The sequence below is a fragment of the Pseudomonas sp. PDM32 genome (assembly GCF_019219225.1).
GTDB classification, from domain to species: Bacteria; Pseudomonadota; Gammaproteobacteria; order Pseudomonadales; family Pseudomonadaceae; genus Aquipseudomonas; species Aquipseudomonas laurylsulfatiphila.
The window spans coordinates 385,500-406,656 of the sequence record NZ_JAHUWE010000002.1; the positions used below are offsets into that span (position 1 = coordinate 385,500).

General features: G+C 60.5%; 19 protein-coding genes. 15 read left to right on the forward strand and 4 right to left on the reverse strand.

Going from position 1 to position 21,157, the window contains the following annotated elements; translation table 11 throughout:
- Window positions 1-87: 87 nt before the first annotated feature.
- On the reverse strand, window positions 88-1,260 hold the full coding sequence (locus tag KW846_RS05265) for a patatin-like phospholipase family protein (RefSeq protein ID WP_218481536.1): 1,173 nt from the start codon (window positions 1,258-1,260) through the stop codon (window positions 88-90).
- Between the two features lie 151 nt (window positions 1,261-1,411).
- Window positions 1,412-2,344, reverse strand: a complete 933-nt coding sequence (locus KW846_RS05270; RefSeq protein WP_218481537.1) for a lipid A biosynthesis lauroyl acyltransferase — start codon at window positions 2,342-2,344, stop codon at window positions 1,412-1,414.
- 118 nt (window positions 2,345-2,462) lie between these two features.
- Between KW846_RS05270 and minC the strand changes: the two genes are divergently transcribed.
- The 7 genes from minC to KW846_RS05305 all read left to right on the forward strand — a co-directional run bounded on the left by minC (window position 2,463) and on the right by KW846_RS05305 (window position 9,348).
- Window positions 2,463-3,200: a septum site-determining protein MinC gene (minC, locus tag KW846_RS05275; RefSeq protein WP_007974945.1), complete on the forward strand. Its 738-nt coding sequence runs from the start codon at window positions 2,463-2,465 to the stop codon at window positions 3,198-3,200.
- Window positions 3,201-3,401: 201 nt separating this feature from the next.
- The gene (minD, locus tag KW846_RS05280; RefSeq protein WP_007974946.1) at window positions 3,402-4,214 is read left to right on the forward strand and encodes a septum site-determining protein MinD; all 813 of its coding nucleotides are present in this window, start codon (window positions 3,402-3,404) and stop codon (window positions 4,212-4,214) included.
- Window positions 4,215-4,217: 3 nt separating this feature from the next.
- Entirely contained in the window at window positions 4,218-4,472 is a 255-nt protein-coding gene (gene minE, locus KW846_RS05285; RefSeq protein ID WP_007974947.1) for a cell division topological specificity factor MinE, read from the forward strand.
- Window positions 4,473-4,651: 179 nt separating this feature from the next.
- A complete protein-coding gene (locus tag KW846_RS05290; protein WP_007974948.1) occupies window positions 4,652-5,287 on the forward strand; it encodes an RluA family pseudouridine synthase in 636 nt (211 codons plus the stop codon).
- 201 nt (window positions 5,288-5,488) lie between these two features.
- On the forward strand, window positions 5,489-6,778 hold the full coding sequence (locus tag KW846_RS05295; RefSeq protein WP_007974949.1) for a M18 family aminopeptidase: 1,290 nt from the start codon (window positions 5,489-5,491) through the stop codon (window positions 6,776-6,778).
- A gap of 158 nt (window positions 6,779-6,936) precedes the next feature.
- The gene (locus KW846_RS05300; protein WP_218481538.1) at window positions 6,937-7,113 is read left to right on the forward strand and encodes a hypothetical protein; all 177 of its coding nucleotides are present in this window, start codon (window positions 6,937-6,939) and stop codon (window positions 7,111-7,113) included.
- Window positions 7,114-7,191: 78 nt separating this feature from the next.
- Window positions 7,192-9,348 carry a mechanosensitive ion channel family protein gene (locus KW846_RS05305; RefSeq protein ID WP_218481539.1) on the forward strand — a complete coding sequence of 719 codons (2,157 nt, stop codon included), beginning with the start codon at window positions 7,192-7,194 and terminating at the stop codon, window positions 9,346-9,348.
- Window positions 9,349-9,413: 65 nt separating this feature from the next.
- On the opposite strand, the gene phnR is transcribed toward KW846_RS05305, so the two are convergent.
- A complete protein-coding gene (gene phnR, locus KW846_RS05310; protein ID WP_102699330.1) occupies window positions 9,414-10,127 on the reverse strand; it encodes a phosphonate utilization transcriptional regulator PhnR in 714 nt (237 codons plus the stop codon).
- A 363-nt stretch (window positions 10,128-10,490) separates the two neighbouring features.
- On the opposite strand from phnR, the gene KW846_RS05315 reads away from it, so the two are divergent.
- From KW846_RS05315 to KW846_RS05340, 6 genes are all read left to right on the forward strand, one after another.
- Entirely contained in the window at window positions 10,491-11,555 is a 1,065-nt protein-coding gene (locus tag KW846_RS05315; RefSeq protein WP_007974957.1) for an ABC transporter substrate-binding protein, read from the forward strand.
- 178 nt (window positions 11,556-11,733) lie between these two features.
- A complete protein-coding gene (locus KW846_RS05320; protein WP_218481540.1) occupies window positions 11,734-12,540 on the forward strand; it encodes an alkaline phosphatase family protein in 807 nt (268 codons plus the stop codon).
- A 5-nt stretch (window positions 12,541-12,545) separates the two neighbouring features.
- Window positions 12,546-13,382: an ABC transporter permease subunit gene (locus KW846_RS05325; protein WP_218481541.1), complete on the forward strand. Its 837-nt coding sequence runs from the start codon at window positions 12,546-12,548 to the stop codon at window positions 13,380-13,382.
- Complete coding sequence (locus tag KW846_RS05330; RefSeq protein ID WP_015096134.1) at window positions 13,369-14,169, forward strand: ABC transporter permease; 801 nt, start codon at window positions 13,369-13,371, stop codon at window positions 14,167-14,169. Before KW846_RS05325 ends, KW846_RS05330 begins: the two co-directional genes overlap by 14 nt.
- Window positions 14,166-15,155, forward strand: a complete 990-nt coding sequence (locus KW846_RS05335; RefSeq protein ID WP_218475200.1) for an ABC transporter ATP-binding protein — start codon at window positions 14,166-14,168, stop codon at window positions 15,153-15,155. Before KW846_RS05330 ends, KW846_RS05335 begins: the two co-directional genes overlap by 4 nt.
- A gap of 34 nt (window positions 15,156-15,189) precedes the next feature.
- Window positions 15,190-15,843 carry an HAD family phosphatase gene (locus KW846_RS05340; RefSeq protein ID WP_218481542.1) on the forward strand — a complete coding sequence of 218 codons (654 nt, stop codon included), beginning with the start codon at window positions 15,190-15,192 and terminating at the stop codon, window positions 15,841-15,843.
- A 94-nt stretch (window positions 15,844-15,937) separates the two neighbouring features.
- Here the strand turns inward: KW846_RS05340 and KW846_RS05345 are convergent, their stop codons facing one another.
- Window positions 15,938-16,900, reverse strand: a complete 963-nt coding sequence (locus KW846_RS05345; protein ID WP_218481543.1) for a zinc-binding dehydrogenase — start codon at window positions 16,898-16,900, stop codon at window positions 15,938-15,940.
- A gap of 138 nt (window positions 16,901-17,038) precedes the next feature.
- Here KW846_RS05345 and KW846_RS05350 point away from each other — a divergent pair, with 138 nt between their 5' ends.
- Both KW846_RS05350 and KW846_RS05355 read left to right on the forward strand, forming a co-directional pair.
- Entirely contained in the window at window positions 17,039-19,120 is a 2,082-nt protein-coding gene (locus tag KW846_RS05350; protein WP_218481544.1) for a carboxy terminal-processing peptidase, read from the forward strand.
- 146 nt (window positions 19,121-19,266) lie between these two features.
- Window positions 19,267-21,057, forward strand: coding sequence for a bifunctional diguanylate cyclase/phosphodiesterase (locus KW846_RS05355; RefSeq protein WP_218481545.1), 1,791 nt, complete (start codon window positions 19,267-19,269; stop codon window positions 21,055-21,057).
- Window positions 21,058-21,157: the final 100 nt, after the last annotated feature.

Genomic DNA, 21,157 nt, shown 5'->3' on the forward strand with positions numbered 1-21,157 from the left:
ATTTGATCTGCGCCGTACGCAATTATTGTGTTCGCTGAAAATCGAGTGTGGGAGCGGGCTTGCTCGCGAATGGCTGCACCGCCTATCTCAAGCCGAGACTGCAGGCTCCGCCAAGCCGAGAAACCGGCTCAACTCCCCACGCTTGGCCAACGCATCGCTCCGCCCCAACTCAATCAACTCGCTGCAATACCCCGCCTCGAAAAGCAGGTAACTCAACACCCCCGCCCCGCTGGTCTTGGTCGCACCCGGCCCGCGCAGGAACAGGCGCAATGCCGGCGGCAATTCCTGACGATGTCGCGCGGCAATCTCATCGATCGGCTGGCTCGGTGAAATCACCAGCACGTCCACCGGCGCCACGCCCAATGCACGGGTCGGTGTGCCGTCAGGCATCAGGTGACTGAACTGGTTCAGGCGCTGCAACAACTCGATGTCGCTTTCCAGGCTATCAATAAACGTACTGTTGAGCATGTGCCCGCCGATCTGCGCCAGGGTCGGCTGCTGACCGGTGTAGCCGCGCTGCAAGGGTTGTTGCGGGTCGATACCCCGGGGGTTACCGCTGACGCCCACCACCAGCACCCGACTGGCGCCCAAATGCAGCGCCGGGCTGATCGGTGCCGACTGACGCACCGCGCCATCACCGAAATACTCTTCGCCGATTTTCACCGGGGCGAACAGCAGCGGAATCGCCGAACTGGCAAGCAAGTGTTCAACCGACAGTTGGGTGGGAACGCCAATGCGTCGATGACGCAACCAGGCATCGATCTTGCCGCCACCCTGATAAAAGGTGACGGCCTGACCGGACTCATAGCCGAACGCCGTGACCGCCACCGCATGCAATTGCTTCTGGGCGATCGCTTCGGCGATGCCACCCATATGCAGCTTGTCGTTGAGCAGATCCCGCAGCGGCGAACTGTTGAGCAGCGCCACCGGAACCTGGGAACCGATGCCGAGCAAACTGTGGCTGACAAAGCGACTGGCCTGACGGATTACCCCGGGCCAGTCGCTGCGCAATACCAGAGGGCTGCGAAAGCCCTGCCAGAAGGCCGTCAGGCGTTGGATGGCATGACGAAAGTCCATTGCCCCGCTGGCGAGGCTGACGGCGTTGATCGCGCCCGCGGAGGTGCCGACGATCACGGGAAACGGATTGCTTGCCCCCGGCGGCAGCAATTCGGCAATCGCCGCCAGCACCCCGACCTGATAAGCCGCCCGAGCCCCGCCGCCGGAAAGAATCAACCCTGTAACCGGTTCAGCTGGACTCATGCACAACTCTCCATGGTGCTTGATGGGATGACGTTGCCTTGTAGGAGCGAGCCTGCTCGCGATGGACGTCAACGATAACGCGGGTAACCTGACGCCCCGTGGCGCCCTCTGGTCCATCGCGAGCAGGCTCGCTCCTACAGGGGGTCGGGGTTCAACGGCGTTTGGCGTACAGCTTCGGCTCGCCCGGTGGACGGCTCTTGAAGCGGCGGTGGGCCCACAGGTATTGCTCGGGATATTCGCGCAGGACGCCTTCGATCCATTGGTTGATGCGAATGCAGTCTTCTTCCTCGGTTTCACCGGGGAAGCCTTCGAGCGGCGCATGGATCACCAAGCGATAACCGCTGCCGTCCGCCAGACGCTCCTGGGTGAACGGCACCACCAGCGCCTTGCCCAACCGCGCAAACTTGCTCGTGGCGGTGACGGTCGCCGCCTGAATGCCGAACAGCGGCACAAAGATGCTTTGCTTGGCGCCGTAGTCCTGATCCGGCGCGTACCAGATCGCGCGGCCCGAGCGCAGCAACTTGAGCATGCCGCGCACGTCTTCACGCTCTATCGCCAGCGAATCGAGGTTGTGCCGCTCGCGGCCCTGGCGCTGGATGTAGTCGAACAGCGGATTCTTGTGCTCGCGGTACATGCCGTCGATGGTGTGCTGCTGACCGAGCAATGCCGCGCCGATTTCCAGCGTGGTGAAGTGCAGCGCCATCAGGATCACGCCCTTGCCTTCGCGCTGGGCCTGCTGCAGATACTCCAGCCCTTCAACGTGAGCGAGACTCGCCAGGCGCTTGCGCGACCACCACCAGCTCATCGCCATCTCAAAAAATGCGATACCGGTGGAGGCGAAGTTTTCCTTGAGCAGGCGTTTGCGCTCGGCGGCGGTCTTTTCAGGAAAACACAGTTCCAGATTGCGCTTGGCAATGCGCCGTCTGTCGCCGGCCACGCGATACATCAATGAACCCAGGACGCGACCGATCCACAGCAGTGCCGGATACGGCAACTGGACGATCAGCCACAACAGCCCCAGGCCACACCACAGCGGCCAGAAACGTGGAGATAGAAATGTTTTTCGAAAACGCGGGCGGTCCATTAATGCTTCCGGAATGACAATGGCCGCGCATTCTACATCGTTCGACCCGGCTTGCGGCCTGCGGGCGTTCTCGTTATAAGTCTCGGCACTTTTAGTGACAAGTCGTTGTATGCCGACCATGAGCCAAACCGAACCGCTAGACCAAGATCCCGTGTTCCAGTTGAAGGGCAGCATGCTGGCCATTACGGTGCTGGAACTGGCCCGTAACGACCTGGAAAGCCTTGATCGGCAACTGGCCGCCAAGGTCGCCCAGGCGCCCAACTTCTTCAGCAACGCGCCGCTGGTACTGGCCCTGGACAAACTCCCGGCCAACGAAGGCGCCGTCGATCTGCCCGGCCTGATGCGCGTGTGCCGCCAGCATGGCCTGCGCACCCTGGCGATCCGCGCCAGCCGCATCGAAGACATTGCCGCCGCCATCGCAGTCGACCTGCCGGTGCTGCCACCGTCCGGTGCTCGCGAGCGTCCACTGGACCTGACCGAAGGCGAACCGAAGAAAAAACCGGAAAAACCGCCTGAACCGACCATCAAGCCGACAAAAATCATCACCTCGCCCGTACGCGGTGGCCAGCAGATTTATGCCCAGGGCAGCGATCTGGTGGTGATCTCCTCGGTCAGCCCGGGGGCGGAACTTCTCGCCGATGGCAACATCCATGTATACGGCCCGATGCGTGGTCGTGTGTTGGCCGGCGTCAAGGGCGACACCAAGGCGCGGATTTTCTGTCAGCAAATGAGTGCTGAACTGATTTCCATTGCCGGACATTACAAGGTTTCCGAAGATCTGCGCCGCGATCCTCTGTGGGGTTCGGGTGTGCAGGTCAGCCTGTCCGGCGACGTGTTGAACATCATTCGGCTTTAACGGATACTGCCGCATTTTCCAAGCATCTCTAAAACGTAGCGAAAACGGCTCAAACGAAGTAGGAAAAGGCCGAAAGCAGTGTTTACCGGGGGTAAACGCCGCTTAAAACCCGATTCCAGCCAAGGCTGTCCGACTGCAGTAGTTTTTCAGGAGATGTTTTTCAGGGGCTGAAAAGTCCTTTTTCCTTAGGGGTGAAACACCTTGGCCAAGATTCTCGTGGTTACATCCGGCAAGGGTGGTGTGGGTAAGACCACCACCAGCGCCGCTATCGGTACCGGCCTCGCTCTGCGCGGCCACAAAACAGTTATCGTCGACTTCGACGTGGGCTTGCGTAACCTCGACCTGATCATGGGTTGCGAGCGTCGCGTGGTGTATGACTTCGTCAACGTGGTCAACGGCGAAGCCAACCTGCAACAGGCCCTGATCAAAGACAAGCGCCTGGAAAACCTCTACGTACTGGCCGCCAGCCAGACCCGCGACAAAGACGCGCTGACTGTCGAAGGCGTGGAAAAAGTCCTGATGCAACTCAAGGAAGACTTTGAGTTCGTGGTTTGCGATTCCCCGGCGGGCATCGAGAAAGGCGCCCACCTGGCCATGTACTTCGCCGATGAAGCGATCGTCGTGACCAACCCGGAAGTTTCCTCGGTACGTGACTCCGACCGCATGCTCGGCCTGCTGGCCAGCAAGTCCCGTCGTGCCGAACGCGGCGAAGACCCGATCAAGGAACACCTGCTGATTACCCGTTATCACCCGGAGCGTGTGAGCAAAGGCGAAATGCTCGGCGTAGAAGACGTCAAGGAAATCCTTTCGGTGACCCTGCTCGGCGTGATCCCTGAATCCCAGGCGGTGCTCAAGGCATCCAACCAGGGCGTTCCGGTGATTCTCGACGACCAGAGCGATGCCGGCCAGGCCTACAGCGATACCGTTGACCGCCTGCTGGGCAAGACCGTGGATCATCGATTCCTTGATGTACAGAAGAAGGGATTCTTCGAGCGCCTGTTTGGAGGCAACTAAGCAATGAACCTTTTTGACTTCTTTCGTGCCAACAAAAAGCAAAGCACCGCGTCGGTAGCGAAAGAGCGTCTACAGATCATCGTGGCGCACGAACGCGGCCAACGCAGCACCCCGGACTACCTGCCGGCCTTGCAGAAGGAACTGGTCGAGGTGATCCGCAAGTACGTCAATATCGGGTCCGATGACGTGCATGTCGCACTGGAAAGCCAGGGCAGCTGCTCGATTCTGGAACTCAACATCACCCTGCCTGATCGCTGAGTCGATCCGCCAGGAGCCACGGCGGCTCAGGTCCTGAGGGCCTTTGTAGGAGCTGCCGCAGGCTGCGATCTTTTGATCTTGCATTTCAAAAACAAGATCAAAAGATCGCAGCCTGCGGCAGCTCCTACGGGGAACGAGGGGCCTGAGCCGCCGTTGGCGTTTGTTACGAGGCTGTTTTAATGCCGTTGTCCAACATCCACATCATCCATCAGGACGCTGCCGTACTGGTGGTGAACAAACCGACCCTGTTGCTCTCTGTCCCTGGTCGGGCCGATGACAACAAGGACTGCCTGATTACCCGCCTGCAGGAAAACGGCTACCCGGAAGCGCGAATCGTCCATCGGCTGGACTGGGAGACGTCCGGCATCATCCTGCTGGCCCGCGATCCGGATACCCATCGCGAGCTGTCCCGGCAATTTCACGACCGCGAAACCGAAAAGGCCTACACCGCCCTGTGCTGGGGTCAGCCGGAGCTGGACAGCGGCAGCATCGACCTGCCCTTGCGCTACGACCCCCCAACCAAGCCGCGGCATGTGGTCGACCATGAATTCGGCAAACATGCGCTGACCTTCTGGCGCGTGCTGGAGCGTTGCGGCGACTGGTGCCGCGTTGAGCTGACACCGATCACCGGCCGCTCCCACCAGTTGCGCGTGCACATGCTGTCGATCGGTCATCCGCTGCTCGGTGACGGGCTCTATGCCCACGAGCAGGCGCTGGCGGCCTGGCCGCGCCTGTGCCTGCACGCAAGCATGCTGACCTTCACCCATCCCCAGACCGGCGAGCGCCTGCGCTTCGAGTGCCCGGCACCGTTTTAAAAATGTGGGAGCGGGCTTGCTCGCGAAAGCGGTGTAACAGTCACTATTGATGTTGTCTGACACTACGCCTTCGCGAGCAAGCCCGCTCCCACAGGGGATCTCCTCCAGATTCGATTTCCGTGGCCATCCCCGCCATTCAGTGCGACGCCATTTACCAAGCCAATACGTTAAACTGGCGCCACTGCTGTCTGGAGCTACTTTATGCGCGAAGAGTTGAACCAAGGCCTGATCGATTTCCTCAAGGCCTCCCCTACCCCGTTCCATGCCACCGCCAGCCTTGTTCAACGCCTGGAAGCGGCGGGCTATCAACGCCTCGATGAGCGCGAGCCGTGGAATACCGAAGCCAACGGTCGCTACTACGTCACCCGCAATGACTCTTCGATTGTCGCGATCAAAATGGGCCGTCATTCGCCGCTGCACGGTGGCATTCGCTTGGTCGGCGCCCACACCGACAGCCCGTGCCTGCGCGTCAAGCCGCAACCGGAGCTGCAACGCCAGGGTTTCTGGCAGCTGGGTGTCGAAGTCTATGGCGGCGCGCTGCTGGCACCGTGGTTCGACCGCGACCTGTCCCTGGCCGGCCGCGTGACCTTCCGGCGTGACGGCAAGGTCGAGAGCCAGTTGATCGACTTCAAGGCCCCGGTCGCGATCATTCCGAACCTGGCGATTCACCTCAACCGCGAAGCCAACATGGGCTGGGCCATCAACGCCCAGACCGAACTGCCGCCGATCCTCGCGCAATTCGCCGGTGACGAGCGGGTGGACTTCCGCGCGGTACTCACCGACCAGCTCGCCCGCGAACACGGCCTGAATGCCGACGTGGTGCTCGATTACGAGTTGAGTTTCTACGACACCCAAAGCGCTGCGGTCATTGGCCTGCATGGCGACTTCATCGCCGGCGCGCGCCTGGACAACCTGCTGTCGTGCTACGCCGGCCTGCAAGCGCTGTTGACGGCCGACACCGACGAAACCTGCGTGCTGGTCTGCAACGACCACGAAGAAGTCGGTTCCTGCTCGGCCTGCGGTGCCGACGGCCCGATGCTTGAGCAAACCCTGCGTCGCCTGCTGCCTGAAGGTGATGAATTCGTACGCACCATTCAGAAATCCCTGCTGGTTTCGGCTGACAATGCCCACGGCGTGCATCCGAACTACGCCGACAAGCACGATGCCAACCACGGCCCGAAACTCAACGCCGGCCCGGTGATCAAGGTCAACAGCAACCAGCGCTACGCCACCAACAGCGAAACCGCCGGGTTCTTCCGCCACCTGTGCATGGCCGAAGAAGTTCCGGTGCAAAGCTTCGTGGTGCGCAGCGACATGGGCTGTGGCTCGACCATCGGCCCGATCACCGCCAGTCACCTGGGCGTGCGCACCGTGGACATCGGCCTGCCGACGTTCGCCATGCACTCGATCCGCGAACTGTGCGGCAGCCACGACCTGGCGCACCTGGTCAAGGTACTGAGCGCGTTCTACGCCTGCCGCGAGTTGCCGTAACCCTGTAGGAGCTGCCGCAGGCTGCGATCTTTTGATTTCGCTTTTTTAAAAACAAGATCAAAAGATCGCAGCCTGCGGCAGCTCCTACACACGCACATCACTTAGGCCGCTTCAAAAGCGGCCTAGACTTCAAGTATCCCTTCGACAAGGCTGTCTCCATGATTTCGATGTCCACCTTTCACGCCATGCTGATCCCGATTCTTGCCGGGATGCTCCTGCTGGCCGTCGGCTTCAACTTTCGCGACAAAAATGCCGGTGTGTTCGCCATGTGGATCGGCATGCTGACCATCCTCGCCACCGTGGTGATCAAGATCCTCGCCAAACTCAACGGATAATTCATCGCCCTTGGCTCGCATTGATTTTGACGGGCTCGTACACTCGGTCGATCCGCTCCTTGCGAGGTTGACCGCCTAGTGTTCGCTCGTCTTTTTGCCCTCCCGTATTTTTTTCTTGCCTGCCTGTTGCTGCTGCCAGTGGCACCTGCCCAGGCGGCCGGCCTGCCAAGCCTGCTCGGCAGCCAGGCCAAGGCGCAGCCCGAAGCACAGGAACCGCTGGGGCAGTCCCTGGACGAAGTGATCAAGTCACTGGAAAACGATCAGCAGCGCACCAAGCTGCTGGCCGATCTGAAAAGGCTGCGTGACACCACCAAAAAGGCCCAGCCGACTACCGAAGAAGGCGTGCTGGGCCTGATTGGCGGAACCCTGGCCACGATCGAAAAGAAATTTTCCGGCGACGACAGTCCGCTCACGCGCTGGTCCAGCGAGTTCGACCAGGCCCAGGAAGAGTTAATGGCGCTGGCGCTGCCGGCCAATGAATGGCTGCCGATGCTCTTTGCGTTCGCCATGATCCTGATGGTCTGGAGCCTCTTGGCCGCCGCGCTGATCTGGATCAGCCACCGCGTGCGCATGCGTTTCGGCCTGACTGAAGAACTGCCGCAACACCCCCGTGCCCTGGACATGTTGCGCTTTGCCTTGCGCAAGCTCGGGCCATGGCTGATCGCCCTGGTGATCACGATCTACATGAGCTATGCCCTGCCCTCGTCCCTGGGCAAAAGCCTGGCCATGGTGCTGGCCTATGCGTTGGTCGTCGGCACCTGCTTCTCGGCCATCTGCGTGATTGCCTTTTCCCTGCTCGACGGCCCACACCGCCACCGCGCCTTGTACATTCTGCGGCACCAGGCGTTTCGACCGCTGTGGCTGATCGGCAGCTTCGCCGCATTTGGCGAAGCGCTGAGCGACCCAAAACTGGTCGACAGCCTCGGCAGTCATCTGGCCCATACGGCAGCCACGATTGCCAACGTCCTGGCAGCCTTGTCCACGGCCCGGTTCATCTTGCGTTTCCGCCGCCCGATCGCCCACCTGATCCGCAACCAGCCGCTGTCCCGACGCCTGACCCGCCGCGCCCTCAACGACACCCTGTCGATTCTCGGCACCTTCTGGTACGTGCCGGCGCTGGTGCTGGTGGCCATTTCCCTGTTCGCGACGTTCATTTCCGCCGGCGACACCAGCACTGCCCTGCGCCAGTCGCTGATCTGCACCGTGCTGCTGGTGTTGTGCATGGTCATCAACGGCCTGGTACGCCGCCACGCCCTCAAGCCCCAGCGCGGCATCCGGCGTTACGCCGTGTATTCGGAACGGTTGAAAAACTTCTTCTACACAATCCTCCACCTGTTGGTGTGGCTGGCCTTTATCGAACTCGGCCTGCGGGTCTGGGGCATGTCCTTGATCCGCTTTACCGAAGGCGACGGCCACGAAGTCAGCGTCAAGCTGTTCAGCCTCGCCGGCACGCTGCTGTTCGCCTGGCTGATCTGGATTCTCAGCGACACCGCCGTGCACCACGCGCTGACCCGCTCGCGCAAAGGCCTGGCCAATGCCCGCGCGCAGACAATGATGCCGCTGATTCGCAACGTGCTGTTCGTGGCCATTTTCATTGTCGCGCTGATCGTTGCCCTGGCGAACATGGGCATGAACGTCACGCCCCTGCTAGCCGGTGCCGGCGTGATCGGCCTGGCCATCGGCTTTGGTGCGCAATCGCTGGTAGCCGACCTGATTACCGGGCTGTTCATCATCATCGAAGACTCACTGGCCATCGACGACTACGTGGATGTCGGCGGCCACCTCGGCACGGTCGAAGGCCTGACCATCCGCACCGTGCGCCTGCGGGACATCGACGGCATCGTCCACACCATTCCGTTCAGTGAAATCAAAAGCATCAAGAACTACTCCCGGGAATTCGGCTACGCGATCTTCCGGGTCGCGGTGCCGGCCAACATGGACATCGACAACGCCATCAAACTGATGCGCGAAGTCGGCCAGAAAATGCGCACCGATCCGTTGCAGCGGCGCAATATCTGGTCGCCGCTGGAGTTCCAGGGGGTGGAAAGTTTCGAGTCGGGCAACGCAATCCTGCGCGCCCGGTTCAAGACCGCGCCGATCAAGCAGTGGGAAGTGTCGCGAGCGTTCAACCTGTCACTCAAGCGCCATATGGATGAAGCCGGACTGGACCTGGCGACACCGCGGATGAGCATTCAGGTCACCGCCGCCACCGGCTCCCCGGAACAACCCTTGTAGGAGCTGCCGCAGGCTGCGATCTTTTAAAAATCAAAAGATCGCAGCCTTCGGCAGCTCCTACAAAGTCAAACCACGTCTACGCCGACATGAATCGCATCATGTCGCCAGAACTCCAGGTCGCAGTCGATCAGGCGTTCATGCTGGTCATAGTTGACCCGGGCAATCCGTAAGCCCGGGCTCCCCGCCGACACCTTCAACGCCGCTGCCGCATCCACCGACAACGCCGTGGGCACAATCTCGAAGCGCACTCGTCCGTAGTGCAGGTCGTAATGCCGCGCATACAACTCGGTGATCGACTGATTCAAGTCGAAATCGAGGATTCCCGGAAAGTACTGCGGGTTCAGATAGTGCTCCACATACAACACCAGCCGCCCGTCGATGCGCCGTGAGCGGCAGATCTGGATCACGCTCGACAGCGCCGGCAATTGCAGCCAGGCACAAACGGCCGCCGACGCCGGTTGCAATCGTGCCGAAATCACCTCGGTGGACGGCACCCGCCCCTGGGCACTGACCATCGCGTGAAAGTGGCTGCGCTGCATCAGGTTGTACGCCAGGCGTGGCGGCGAGACGAACCAGCCACGACGCTCCTCACGGTAGATTTGGCCCTGCGACTCCAACTGCAACAACGCCTCACGCAAAGTGATCCGCGTGGTGCCGAACAATTCACTGAGTTTGCGCTCGGCCGGCAATTTGCTGCCCGGAGCCAACAGGCCGTGGTCGATCTGCTCCTGAAGCACCTGGCCGATGGCTGTTACCGCTTTTGTTGCCTCGTCACGCATCAATGTTTCCTATCTGGACTAGACCAGCACCAATTCAGGGCAGAACCGCCGCGCAAACCGGCTCATTCAATAGTCTGCAAGCGTAGGCAGCGTAGATGACCTAGATGTGACAAAGCTGCCCAACGGTCGCCATTCTGCGAACGCGAAAACCTGCAATTCATCGGCCAAGTCCCTTGCCATCCGAGGCCTTGACCATGGTCTACGCTTATCAGGCCAGTCGCGATACCGCTGAACAAAAAGTCCTCCAGGGCGACGAGCGACATCAAAGTGTCATCCAGCCCCCTTAAATTGGCTCAGGTATTGCTGACCTAGACCAACACAAACCGCAATCGCAGCGTTGAACACGACCCAAGGAGCTTCGGAATGAAAAAGCTTTTCCTGGCATCACTGTTAGGCTCGACTATCGCAATGTGCACCGCCGCCATGGCGGCCGATGATTTGAAAACCCTGGAAGCCGCTGCGAAAGCGGAAGGCGCCGTCAACAGCGTAGGCATGCCCGATGACTGGGCCAACTGGGCCGGCACCTGGAAAGACCTGAGCGACAAGTACGGCCTCAAGCACATCGACACCGACATGAGTTCGGCCCAGGAAATCGCCAAGTTCGCCGCGGAGAAAGACAACGCCAGCGCCGACATCGGCGACGTCGGTGCAGCCTTCGGCCCGATCGCGGTCAAGCAGGGCGTAGTCCAGCCCTACAAGCCTTCCACCTGGGATCAGGTGCCGGCCTGGGCCAAGGACAAGGACGGCAACTGGGCACTGGCCTACACCGGCACCATCGCTTTCATCGTCAACAAGAAGTTGCTGCACGGCTCCGAAGCCCCGACCAAATGGGCTGACCTCAAGAGCGGCAAGTACAAGGTGTCCATCGGTGACGTGAGCACTGCGGCCCAGGCAGCCAACGGCGTACTGGCCGCGGCACTGGCCAACGGTGGCGACGAGAAAAACCTGCAGCCTGCCCTGCTGCTGTTCGCCGACATCGCCAAGCAAGGTCGCCTGTCGATGTCCAACCCGACGATCGCCACCATGGAAAAAGGCGAAATCGAAGTCGGCGTGGTCTGGGACTTCAACGGCCTGAGCTACAAGGCCAAGATGGCCAACCCGGATGACTACGTGGTGCTGATTCCGTCCGACGGCTCGGTGATTTCCGGTTACACCACCATCATCAACAAGTACGCGAAAAACCCGAACGCCGCCAAGCTGACCCGCGAATACATCTTCAGCGACGCCGGCCAGATCAACCTGGCCAAGGGCAACGCCCGTCCGATCCGTGCCGAGCACATCACACTGCCGGCCGACGTGAAGGCCAAGCTGCTGCCTAACGAGCAGTACAAGAAAGTGACGCCGATCAAAGACGCGGATGCGTGGGAAAAGACCTCCAAAGCCCTTCCTCAGAAGTGGCAGGAAGAAGTCATCATCAATATGCAATAACCGGGAAGATCCCCATTTCGGGATCTGATGGCGATCCAAATGTGGGAGCGGGCTTGCTCGCGAAAGCGGACTGACATCCAGCATCGATGTCGACTGACACACCGCTTTCGCGAGCAAGCCCGCTCCCACCGTGGATCGAGTGAGCTTCGAATATCTGTTACACGGAGTTTTTGCCCCTATGAAGCACAACGTCATCCTTGTGGTGCTTGACGGCCTCAACTACGAGGTCGCCCGTCACGCCATGGGGCACCTGCAGGCGTACGTCGGTGCAGGACGTGCGGCACTCTACAAGCTGGAGTGCGAGTTGCCGGCCCTGTCCCGCCCGCTGTACGAATGCATCCTGACCGGCGTTGCGCCCATCGACAGCGGTATCGTCCACAACAACGTTTCGCGCCTGTCCAACCAGCGCAGCATCTATCACTACGCCACCGACGCAGGTCTTGTCACCGCCGCGGCGGCCTATCACTGGGTCAGCGAGCTGTACAACCGTTCGCCCTTCGTCGCGGCACGGGACCGCCACACCGATGACCCGCAACTGCCGATCCAGCATGGGCATTTCTACTGGAACGATCACTACCCCGATTCGCACCTGTTCGCCGACGCCGAAAACCTGCGCCAACGCCATGCGCCGCACTTCCTGCTGATCCACCCGATGAACATCGACGACGCCGGGCACAAGCACGGCCTCGACACCCCGCAGTACCGCAACAGCGCGCGCTCGGCCGACATCATCCTGGCCGACTACCTGCAAGGCTGGCTCGATGCCGGCTATCAGGTGCTGGTCACCGCCGACCACGGCATGAACAACGACCGCTCCCACAACGGCCTGTTGCCGGAAGAACGTGAGGTGCCGTTGTTCGTTCTCGGCGATGCGTTCAGCTTCGACGCCGGCGCAACGCCGAAACAGACCGAGATCTGCGGCACCGTCTGCGAGTTGCTGGGCGCGCCCCACGACAAACCGGTCTGCCGGGAGCTGCTCAAGTGAATGCCATGACCCGCAGTAAATGGCTGGCCGCCTTATGCCTGGTCCCGTTCGCACTGTTCTTCATCGTGTTCGAGATCGCACCGCTGACCTGGGTGATGATCAACAGCCTGCAATCGGAAGAATTCGGCTGGGGCCTGGCCAACTTCAGCAAAATCTTCAGTTCGAAGTTTTACCTGCAGGCGATCCAGTACAGCCTCGAGATCAGCTTCTGGTCCAGCGTGTTCGGGATCGTCATCGCGATACTGGGCGCCTACTCCCTACGCCGGGTCGATTCAAAACTACGCAACTTCGTCAACGCCTTCGCCAACATGACCAGCAACTTCGCCGGCGTGCCACTGGCCTTTGCATTCATCATTTTGCTCGGCTTCAACGGCAGCTTCACCATCATGCTCAAGCAGGCCGGCATCATTCAGGATTTCAACCTGTACTCGAAAACCGGGCTGATCATTCTCTACACCTATTTCCAGATCCCCCTCGGCGTGCTGCTGCTGTACCCGGCCTTCGATGCGCTGCGCGAAGACTGGCGAGAGTCCGCTGCGCTACTCGGCGCCGACGGTTGGCAGTACTGGCGGCACATCGGATTGCCGGTGTTGACGCCGGCACTGCTGGGCACCTTCGTGATCCTGCTGGCCAACGCCCTCGGCGCCTACGCCACGGTGTACGCCCTGACCACCGGCAACTTCAACGTACTGCCGATCCGCATTGCGGCGATGGTGTCCGGTGACATTTCCCTGGACCCGAACCTGGCCAGCGCCCTGGCCGTGGTACTGGTGGCCTTGATGACCCTGGTGACCATCGTGCATCAGTTGCTGTTGAAGAGGAGCTACCATGTCTCGCGCTGAACTGGGGCCCGCCGGTGTCTACCACCGCGTCGTGGTTTACCTGTTGTTTGCCATCCTGCTGTTGCCGCTGGCCGGCACGCTGGTCTACTCGATCGCCAGCAGTTGGTCGGCAACCATTCTGCCCAGCGGTTTCACCCTCAAGTGGTACATCCAGCTGTGGAGCGATCCGCGCTTCCTGCATGCGTTCGGGCAATCGCTGCTGGTTTGCGTGGGTTCACTGATTCTTTCCGTGGTGCTGATCCTGCCGTTGCTGTTCGTGGTGCATTACCACTTCCCGAAACTCGATGCGCTGATGAACATCCTGATCCTGCTGCCCTTCGCCGTGCCACCGGTGGTGTCGTCGGTGGGGCTGCTGCAGCTCTATGGTTCCGGGCCGTTCGCCATGGTCGGTACACCCTGGATCCTGATCGGTTGCTACTTCACCGTGGCGCTGCCGTTCATGTACCGGGCGATCACCAACAACCTGCAAGCGATCAACCTGCGCGACCTGATGGACGCCGCCCAGTTGCTCGGCGCCAGCACCTGGCAAGCCGCCTTCCTGGTGGTGCTGCCAAACCTGCGCAAGGGCCTGATGGTGGCGCTGCTGCTGTCGTTCTCGTTCCTGTTCGGTGAGTTCGTGTTCGCCAACATCCTCGTCGGCACCCGCTACGAAACCCTGCAGGTCTACCTCAACAACATGCGCAACAGCAGCGGTCATTTCACCAGTGCGCTGGTGATTTCCTACTTCTTCTTTGTGCTGGTTCTGACCTGGATTGCCAATATCTTGAACAGGGACAAAAGCGAATGAGCTATGTCAGCGTCCAACATCTTCAGAAAAGCTTCGCCGGCACCACGGTGTTCAGCGACATCAATTGCGAAATCCAGAAAGGTGAGTTCGTCACCCTGCTCGGCCCCTCCGGTTGCGGCAAATCCACCCTGCTGCGCTGCATCGCCGGTCTGACTTCGGTGGATGGCGGCAAAATCCTGCTCGATGGTGCCGATATCGTGCCGGTGAGCCCGCAGAAACGCGGAATCGGCATGGTGTTCCAGAGCTATGCGCTGTTCCCCAACATGACCGTGGAGCAAAACGTCGCCTTCGGTCTGCGCATGCAAAAGGTCAATGCCGATGACAGCCAGAAACGTGTCGCCGACGTACTGAAACTGGTGGAGTTGCAGGACTTCGCCGCACGCTATCCACATCAGCTGTCCGGGGGCCAATGCCAGCGCGTCGCCCTCGCCCGCTCGCTGGTGACCCGGCCACGCCTGTTGCTGCTGGACGAACCGCTGTCGGCGCTGGATGCGCGCATTCGCAAGCACCTGCGCGAACAGATCCGTCAGATCCAGCGCGAACTGGGCCTGACCACGATTTTCGTCACACACGATCAGGAAGAAGCCCTGACCATGTCTGACCGGATTTTCCTGATGAATCAGGGAAAAATCGTACAAAGCGGCGACGCCGAAACCCTCTACACTGCGCCGGTGGATGTGTTCGCTGCCGGTTTCATCGGCAACTACAACCTGCTGGACGCCGACAGCGCCTCGAAGCTGCTGCAGCGGCCAATCAACAAGCGCATCGCCATTCGCCCGGAAGCCATCGAACTGAGCCTCAACGGTGAACTGGACGCGCAGGTACGCAGCCACAGCCTGTTGGGCAACGTCATCCGCTACCGGGTCGAAGCCCGGGGCGTGGAACTGGTGGTGGATGTGCTGAACCGCTCGGCGGCCGACCTGCATCCCGATGGTCAGCGCCTGGCGCTTTCCATCGATCCGACGGCCTTGTGTGAGGTAGCCTGATGCCTTTGCTTATGCTGAAGAGAGAACTGCACTGATGGCCCTGGCAATTTTTGATCTGGACGAAACCCTGATCCACGGCGACTGCGCCACCCTTTGGAGCGAGCAGATGGGCCGCCTGGGCTGGGTCGACCCCGAATCGTTCATGCGACAGAACAACGAGCTGATGGACGCCTACAGCCACGGCAAATTGCGCATGGAAGACTTCATGACCTTCAGCCTGGAGCCGATGATCGGCCGCACGCCACAAGAGGTCGAGCATCTGGTTGGCCCCTGGGTGGAAGACTACATCGAGCCGATCATTTTCAGCGACGCCACCAAGGCGATCGCGGCGCATCGCAAGGCCGGCGACCGAATTCTGGTGATCTCGGCCTCGGGCACTCACCTGGTCGGCCCCATCGCCGAACGCCTGGGGATCGACGAGATTCTGGGCATCGAACTGGAAGTGGCTCAGGGCGTTTACACCGGCAATACCGTGGGCACCCTGACCTACCGCGAAGGCAAGATCACCCGCTTGCTGGAGTGGCTGGATGCGGAAGAGGAAAACCTCGAAGGCGCGAGTTTCTATTCCGACTCACGCAATGACCTGCCGTTGTTGCTGAAGGTGGATTTCCCCCACGTGGTCAATCCGGATCCAGTGTTGCGCGAGCAGGCCGAAAAGGCCGGGTGGCCCATCCACCTCTGGAAATAAAGCAAAAGATCGCAGCCTGTGGCAGCTCCTACAGGGATACGCGCTCCCCTGTAGGAGCTGCCGCAGGCTGCGATCTTTTCAAAGCCATCCGAGATCAGGCCAGGCTCTCGTCAATCACCAACACCACCTTCCCCGCCACGTTATTGCTCGCCAGTTCTGCAAACGCTGCTTCGGCATCCTTGATCGCAAAGGTCCTGGCAAGCTGCGCACTCAAACGCCCCTCGGCGAACAACGGCCACACGTGCAGGCCCAGATCGCTGAACAGATCCGCCTTGAACTGATCATCCCGGCTGCGCAGGGTCGAGCCCAGCAACTGCACGCGCTTGGCCAGCACCTGGGCCAGATCCAGCTTGGCCTCGCGCCCGCCCATCAGTCCAATCAACACCCAGCGACCATCCTGAGCCAGCAACTTCAGGTTCAAGGCCGCGTAACTGCCACCCACCGGGTCGAGAATCACGTCGAACGGCCCCAGATCGCGCAAGCTCTCCAGATCACCGTTACGCACCACGCCGCCCTGGGCACCCAGCGCTTCGCAGTACGCCAGTCGCTCGGCAGAGCCGACGCTGACCCAGCACGGGTTACCGAAGGCCTTGCACAGCTGAATGGCCGCTGAACCAATGCCACTTGCTCCGGCGTGCAGCAGAACTTTCTGTCCCGGCTTGAGCGCAGCCAGTTGAAACAAATTCAGCCAGACTGTTGCATAAACTTCGGGCAATGCAGCCGCTTCGACCAGTGACATTCCGTCGGGAACCGGCAACACATGCCGCCCGTCGACAACCACCTCTTCGGCCATCCCGCCCCCGGCCAGCAAGGCGCAAACCCGATCGCCCACCTGCCACGAGGAGCCCGCGCCAACCTCGCTGATGACCCCCGAGCACTCTAGACCGAGCACCTGGCTGGCCCCTGGCGGTGGCGGATATAGACCGGCCTTCTGCAACAAATCGGCGCGATTTAGGCCCGCTGCCGCCACTCGAATACGAACTTGCCCTACATCGCATGCAGGACTGGGCTCATCAACCCATACCACTTGACCGTCAACGCCTTGCAATGCTTTCACAGTGCCTCCATAGTGAGTCTGGACTGAGCCCGAAGCTATAGCGCCGGGCTTTTTGCATTATGCGACCGGCTCCCAAAGAGCCGGCGACTTCAAAGACGGCCTAATATGCGTTATCAATTGTCCCCGCGTCGAATCAGCATGAAGCATCTGTTCCCCAGCACTGCCCTCGCCTTATTCATCGGTATCGGCTTGCTGCCGATGTCGAGCAATACATTCGCAGCCAATAGCTGGGACAAGCTTCAACCCGATCGTGACGAAGTGATCGCCAGTCTGAACGTCGTGGAATTGCTCAAACGCCACCACTACAGCAAGCCGCCACTCGATGACGCGCGCTCGGTGATCATCTACGACAGCTACCTCAAGCTGCTGGATCCATCGCGCAGCTATTTCATGGCCAGCGACATTGCCGAATTCGACAAGTGGAAGACGCAGTTCGACGACTTCCTCAAGAGCGGCGACCTGAACGCCGGGTTCACCATCTACAAGCGCTACCTGGACCGCGTGAAGGCGCGTCTGGACTTTGCCCTTGCCGAGCTGAACAAGGGCGTCGACAAGATCGACTTCAACACCAAGGAAACCTTGCTGATCGACCGCAAGGACGCCCCTTGGCTCAAATCCACCGCGGAACTCGACGACCTGTGGCGCAAACGCGTCAAGGACGAGGTCCTGCGCCAGAAGATCGCCGGCAAGGATTCCAAACAGATCCAGGAAACCCTGACCAAGCGCTACAAGAACCAGCTGGCGCGCCTGGACCAGACCCGCGCGGAAGACATCTTCCAGGCGTACATCAATACCTTCGCCATGTCCTACGACCCGCATACCAACTATCTGTCGCCGGATAACGCGGAGAACTTCGACATCAACATGAGCCTGTCCCTCGAGGGCATCGGCGCCGTGTTGCAGAGCGATAACGACCAGGTGAAAGTCGTGCGCCTGGTGCCGGCAGGTCCGGCAGACAAGACCAAGCAGGTTGCACCGGCCGACAAGATCATCGGCGTTGCCCAGGGCAACAAGGAAATGGTCGACGTGGTGGGCTGGCGCCTGGACGAAGTGGTCAAGCTGATCCGTGGTCCGAAAGGCACCGTGGTGCGCCTGGAAGTCATCCCGGCCAGCAATGCGCCGAACGACCAGACCACCAAGATCGTGCCGATCACCCGCGAAGCGGTGAAGCTCGAAGACCAGGCCGTGAAGAAGTCGGTCTTGAACCTCAAGCAGGACGGCAAGGACTACAAGCTCGGCGTCATCGAGATCCCGGCGTTCTATCTGGACTTCAAGGCCTTCCGTGCCGGCGACCCGGATTACAAGAGCACCACCCGCGACGTAAAGAAACTGCTGACTGAACTGCAGAAAGACAAAGTCGACGGCGTGGTCATCGACCTGCGCAACAACGGCGGCGGCTCCTTGCAGGAAGCCACCGAGCTGACCAGCCTGTTCATCGACAAAGGCCCGACCGTGCTCGTGCGTAACGCCGATGGCCGTGTAGACGTGCTGGAAGATGAAAACCCGGGCGCGTTCTACAAAGGCCCGATGGCGTTGCTGGTCAACCGCCTGTCCGCCTCGGCTTCGGAGATTTTTGCCGGCGCCATGCAGGACTACCACCGCGCACTGATCATCGGCGGCCAGACCTTCGGCAAAGGTACCGTGCAGACCATCCAGCCACTCAACCATGGCGAGCTGAAACTGACCCTGGCCAAGTTCTACCGGGTTTCCGGACAGAGCACCCAGCATCAGGGCGTCTTGCCGGACATCGATTACCCGTCGATCATCGACACCAAGGAAATCGGCGAAAGCGCCCTGCCCGAAGCCATGCCGTGGGACACCATCAAGGCGGCGATCAAGCCGGCGGTCGACCCATTCAAGCCGTACCTTTCGCAGCTCAAGTCCGAGCACGACATTCGTACCGCCAAGGATGCGGAGTTCGTGTTCATCCGCGACAAGCTGGCCCTGGCGCAGAAACTGATGGCCGAAAAGACCGTCAGCCTCAATGAAGCCGAGCGTCGTGCCCAGCACGCCGACATCGAAGCCAAGCAGCTGACCATGGAAAACATCCGTCGCAAGGCCAAGGGCGAAGAACCGCTCAAAGAGCTGAAGAAAGAAGACGAGGATGCCATCGCGGCCGAGGACGACAAGACCAAACCGGAAGACGATGCCTACCTGAGCGAAACCGGGCGGATTCTGCTGGACTACCTGAAACTCAACACGACAGTGGCAAAGCACTGAGTGTTGATAAACAGCTGATGGCAATTTAATGCTAACGCCCTCCGGGGCGTCATCAAACAGTCATCATTCTGTCGTGAAATACGGGACTGGCGTGCTCCTTGTCGAAAGGGACCACGCCAGTCCTTTTTTTATCGCCAGAGATCGCCATGACCACAACCGAACAGCTGAGTGCATTGAGCTCGATCCTGACTCAAGGCGGTTTGCACAGTTTGTTCCAACCGATCATCAGCCTCTCTGAGCGGCGCATTCTCGGCTACGAAGCCCTCAGTCGCGGGCCGTCCAACAGCCCTCTGCACTCCCCTGTCGCCCTGTTCGCCGTCGCCCGTCAGGCCGGTCGTTTGAGCGAGCTGGAAATTGCCTGCCGCGAAAGCGCTTGCCGACGCTTCAATGAACAACAACTGCCTGGCCTGCTGTTCCTCAACGTATCCCCGGAATCCCTGCTCGAAGCAGCCCATCAACCGGGACGCACCCTGCAATTGCTGCAGGACTTCGGCATTGCGCCGAGTCAGGTGGTCATCGAGCTCACGGAACAGACGCCGACGGATGATTTCCAGCTGCTGCAAACCGCCCTGCATCACTATCGGGCGATGGGATTTTCGATTGCGCTGGATGATCTGGGGGCGGGTTATTCGAGTTTGCGTTTGTGGTCTGAGTTGCGGCCGGATTACGTGAAAATCGACCGGCATTTCATTGATGGCATTCATCAGGATGCGCTCAAGCGCGAGTTCGTCGGCTCGATCCTGCAAATCGCCAAGGCCTCGCGGGCGCAAGTCATTGCCGAAGGCATCGAGTTACCGGAAGAACTCACGGTACTGACCGAGATGGGCGTCGATCTGGTCCAGGGCTATCTGCTCTGCCGTCCCCAGGAACACGCGCCACGGGATGCCCGGGCATTGATGCCCCGCCAGGACAGCACCAGCGTTGTACTGAGCGAAGACGGCAGCGACCTCAGCGCACTGCTCAACGAGCAACCCGCCGTGAACCGGGACACCCCGACCGCCACGGTGCTCGAAGCCTTTCGCCGCCAGGCCAACCTGAACTCGCTGGCGGTCCTGGATGCACAGGGACAGCCTTGCGGTATCGTCCATCGGCATTCGCTCTCCGATGCCCTGCTCAAGCCCTTTGCCACCGATCTGTTCGCCCGCAAACCCATCAGCCGCTTGATGAACGATGACTTCCTGGCCGTCGAGCTGAGTCAGTCGCTGCAACAAGTCAGCCGCCTGATCACCGGCCGTGCCCGCCAGCGCATCGAAGAAGACTTCATCATCACCCTCAATGGCGGCTATCTCGGGCTCGGCCGCGTAATAGACGTACTCAAACTGATCACCGAACTGAAGATCCAGCAAGCCCGCTACGCCAACCCGCTGACCTTGCTCCCGGGCAACGTGCCGATCCAGCAATGCCTGACGCGGTTACTGCAACAGCAACGGGAATCGGTGATCTGCTACGTGGACATCGACAGCTTCAAACCTTTCAACGACATCTACGGCTACGGCCGCGGCGACGAAGTCCTGTTGTGCCTGGCGCAATGCCTGAACGACCGCGTCGACCCGTCCCGCGACTTCGTCGGCCACATCGGCGGTGATGATTTCCTGCTGGTGCTCGGCCCGGAAGACTGGCGCAAACGCTTGAACCAGTTGCTCGACGACTTCCAGAGCCAATGTCGACGCTTCTACCGCAGCGAGCACCTGGAAGCCGGCTGCTTCATCGCACCGAATCGTCAGGGCGTGCGACAAGAGTTTGCGCTGTTGTCGCTGTCGATCGGCGTGGTGCATCTTCATCCACAGGCCTGTGGACAACTCGATGCGAGCCAGCTGGCGGAAATGGCGTCACAAGCCAAGCACCATGCGAAGAATGTGCAGGGCTATAGCGTGCATGTGATTGATAGCCGGGTGGTGCAGGAACGTGAAGGTGCTTGCCTGATGGGGCAGCGGTGATTGGCAGGCCGCCTTCGCGGGCAAGTCGGATCGCCGCACCGCCGCTCCCACAGAAGAGCAGAGCAAAGGCAGATCGAGGTACACAGTCGCTTTTCACCAC